Annotated in this window: 4 protein-coding genes and 1 tRNA gene; all 5 read right to left on the bottom strand. The window is 39.3% G+C overall.

Translation table 11 applies throughout. The features are described 5' to 3' along the window. Positions 1-60 precede the first annotated feature (60 nt). Positions 61-504: a 50S ribosomal protein L11 gene (gene rplK / locus ACR2F3_RS03255; RefSeq protein WP_073232496.1), complete on the bottom strand. Its 444-nt coding sequence runs from the start codon at positions 502-504 to the stop codon at positions 61-63. A gap of 64 nt (positions 505-568) precedes the next feature. After that, positions 569-1,111 carry a transcription termination/antitermination protein NusG gene (gene nusG / locus ACR2F3_RS03250; RefSeq protein WP_196859914.1) on the bottom strand — a complete coding sequence of 181 codons (543 nt, stop codon included), beginning with the start codon at positions 1,109-1,111 and terminating at the stop codon, positions 569-571. A 14-nt stretch (positions 1,112-1,125) separates the two neighbouring features. Continuing rightward, positions 1,126-1,317: a preprotein translocase subunit SecE gene (secE, locus tag ACR2F3_RS03245; protein WP_432708545.1), complete on the bottom strand. Its 192-nt coding sequence runs from the start codon at positions 1,315-1,317 to the stop codon at positions 1,126-1,128. A 13-nt stretch (positions 1,318-1,330) separates the two neighbouring features. Then, positions 1,331-1,401: transfer RNA gene (locus ACR2F3_RS03240), tRNA-Trp, on the bottom strand. 90 nt (positions 1,402-1,491) lie between these two features. Further along, on the bottom strand, positions 1,492-2,679 hold the full coding sequence (gene tuf, locus ACR2F3_RS03235; protein ID WP_432708544.1) for an elongation factor Tu: 1,188 nt from the start codon (positions 2,677-2,679) through the stop codon (positions 1,492-1,494). Positions 2,680-2,825 lie beyond the last annotated feature (146 nt).

Genomic DNA, 2,825 nt, shown 5'->3' with positions numbered 1-2,825 from the left:
CATGTGCCTTTTTTTGATTTTTTGTTAATTTAGCCACTGTTGTAAACTGTTTTTTGTTAATTAATTTGTCCAGGGTGCGTCACCGCTAACGGTGATTCCCATACTGCGTGCTGTTCCGGCAACCATACTCATTGCCGACTCGATAGTGAAGGCATTTAAGTCTGTCATCTTATCTTCAGCAATCGACTTAACCTGATCCCAAGTCACCGAACCAACTTTCTTACGGTTGGGCTCAGCAGAACCACTCGTTAATTTAGTAGCATCTTTTAACTGGATAGCTACAGGAGGGGTTTTGATGATAAATTCGAAAGACTTGTCAGCATAAACAGTAATTACAACTGGTAATACTTTACCGGGCTTATCTTGGGTACGAGCATTGAATTGCTTGCAAAACTCCATAATGTTCACCCCTTTAGCACCCAATGCAGGCCCTACTGGAGGTGATGGATTTGCGGCTCCACCCTTGATTTGTAATTTAACAAGCGCACTGACTTCTTTTGCCATTTTCTGTTTTGTTAATTGTAATACTCAATGTTAAATATGGAAGCATGTAACATTTAAGGTCTTTTTATTCTTTTTCTACTTGCATATAGTTCAGTTCTAAAGGACTTTTCCGTCCAAAGATCTTCACCATTACTTTCAATTTCTTTTTCTCTTCATTAACCTCTTCGATCACGCCGGTGAAACCATTAAAAGGTCCGTCCATTACTTTAACGTTCTCGCCAACATAATAAGCAATGTTCATCGTTTCGCCTTGCTGGCTCATCTCATCAACTTTACCTAATATGCGGTTAACTTCAGCCTGACGCATAGGAACCGGGTTACCCCCTTTGTCTCCTAAAAACCCAATCACACTGTTTATTCCTTTAATAATATGTTCAATCTCGCCATCCAATGCAGCTTCAATCAAAACATATCCCGGATAAAAATTGCGTTCTTTTGCAATCTTTTTTCCGTCTTTCATCTGGTAATATTTTTCCATTGGTATCAATACCTGTGGAACCAGATGTGAAAAACCTAAACGACTGATTTCAGAATCGATATATTGCTTTACCTTTTTCTCTTTACCGCTTACAGCTCTAACTACATACCATTTTAACTGATCGTTCATTTAGCTATATATATTTACAGTGATTTATAAAAAGTATCTAAAATAAATGTAGCGCCCTTATCCATTGCAAAAATTACGATTGCAACGATTAAAGAAGACACCAACACCAAAACAGCAGAATTTAACAAATTCCCCCACGTTGGCCAGGTAACCTTCTGGGTCATTTCTTCATACGATTCTTTAACAAATTGAACTACCTTAGCCATATTCTAGTATTTGCACGGGAACAAGGATTCGAACCCTGATCAAAGGTTTTGGAGACCTCTATTCTACCGTTGAACTATTCCCGTGTATCTTATTAAAAGAACTTAGTACTTAGACGTTCGACTATTAGCCCTATCTAAGTACTAAGTTTTATATTTCGCACAAAGGTACGAAAATTATTTTAAAATTTCAGTTACCTGACCAGCACCTACTGTTCTACCACCTTCACGGATAGCGAAACGTAGACCTTTTTCCATTGCGATTGCGTTGATCAATTTAACTGTAATTGTAACGTTATCACCTGGCATAACCATTTCAGTTCCTTCAGCTAGTGAAATCTCACCAGTAACGTCTGTGGTACGGAAATAGAATTGTGGACGGTATTTGTTAAAGAATGGAGTGTGACGTCCACCTTCAGCTTTTGATAATACATAGATCTCAGCTTTGAAATCTGTGTGAGGAGTAACAGAACCTGGTTTACAGATAACCATACCACGACGGATATCAGTTTTCTCAATACCACGTAATAATAAACCTACGTTATCACCTGCTTCACCATAATCAAGGATCTTACGGAACATCTCAACACCTGTAACAGTTGATTCAAGATTTTCTGCACCCATACCCAAGATCTCAACTGGATCACCAGAGTTGATTACACCACGCTCAATACGACCAGTTGCAACAGTACCACGACCAGTGATCGAGAATACATCTTCAACAGGCATTAAGAATGGAAGGACAGTTAAACGTGGAGGAATTGGAATGTAGCTATCTACTGCTTCCATTAATTCCATGATTTTCTCAACCCATTTCGGATCACCATTCAATCCACCCAAAGCAGAACCTTGAATAACCGGAATGTCATCACCTGGGAATTCATAGAAAGATAATAGTTCGCGAATTTCCATCTCTACTAACTCAAGTAATTCAGGATCATCAACCATATCCACTTTGTTCATGAACACTACTAATGAAGGAACACCTACCTGACGAGCCAATAGAATGTGCTCGCGAGTTTGTGGCATCGGACCATCTGTAGCGGCTACAACGATGATCGCACCATCCATTTGGGCAGCACCAGTAACCATGTTCTTTACGTAATCCGCGTGACCTGGACAGTCAACGTGTGCGTAGTGACGGTTAGCTGTAGAATACGCAACGTGTGATGTGTTAATCGTGATACCACTTTCTTTTTCCTCAGGAGCTGAGTCAATAGAATCAAATGAACGCGCCTCAGATAAACCTGCATCAGAAAAAACTTTAGTGATAGCTGCTGTTAAGGTTGTTTTACAGTGGTCAACGTGACCGATTGTGCCGATGTTTAAGTGCGGCTTGCTGCGGTCAAACTTTTCTTTTGCCATGTTTTTATACTTATTAGTAGGTTAACTTTTATTTTAATTTGTTGTTTTGATATTATTCAATACAAAAAACCTTGCTCACGCTGCTCTTATTTACAGACCTGACAAAGTTTCTTACTTTTATGAGCCAAAGATGGGACTTGAACCCA

It is taken from the genome of Pedobacter sp. (genome assembly GCF_045627485.1).
GTDB lineage: Bacteria > Bacteroidota > Bacteroidia > Sphingobacteriales > Sphingobacteriaceae > Pedobacter.
The sequence above is the reverse complement of the archived record's forward strand: the minus strand, read 5'-3'. Positions and strand labels throughout refer to the sequence as shown.

Bases quoted from the DNA above. Each gene is read 5' to 3' on its own strand.
- rplK (WP_073232496.1), bottom strand. From the start codon at position 504: ATGGCAAAAGAAGTCAGTGCGCTTGTTAAATTACAAATCAAGGGTGGA.
- nusG (WP_196859914.1), bottom strand. From the start codon at position 1,111: ATGAACGATCAGTTAAAATGGTATGTAGTTAGAGCTGTAAGCGGTAAA.
- secE (WP_432708545.1), bottom strand. From the start codon at position 1,317: ATGGCTAAGGTAGTTCAATTTGTTAAAGAATCGTATGAAGAAATGACC.
- tuf (WP_432708544.1), bottom strand. From the start codon at position 2,679: ATGGCAAAAGAAAAGTTTGACCGCAGCAAGCCGCACTTAAACATCGGC.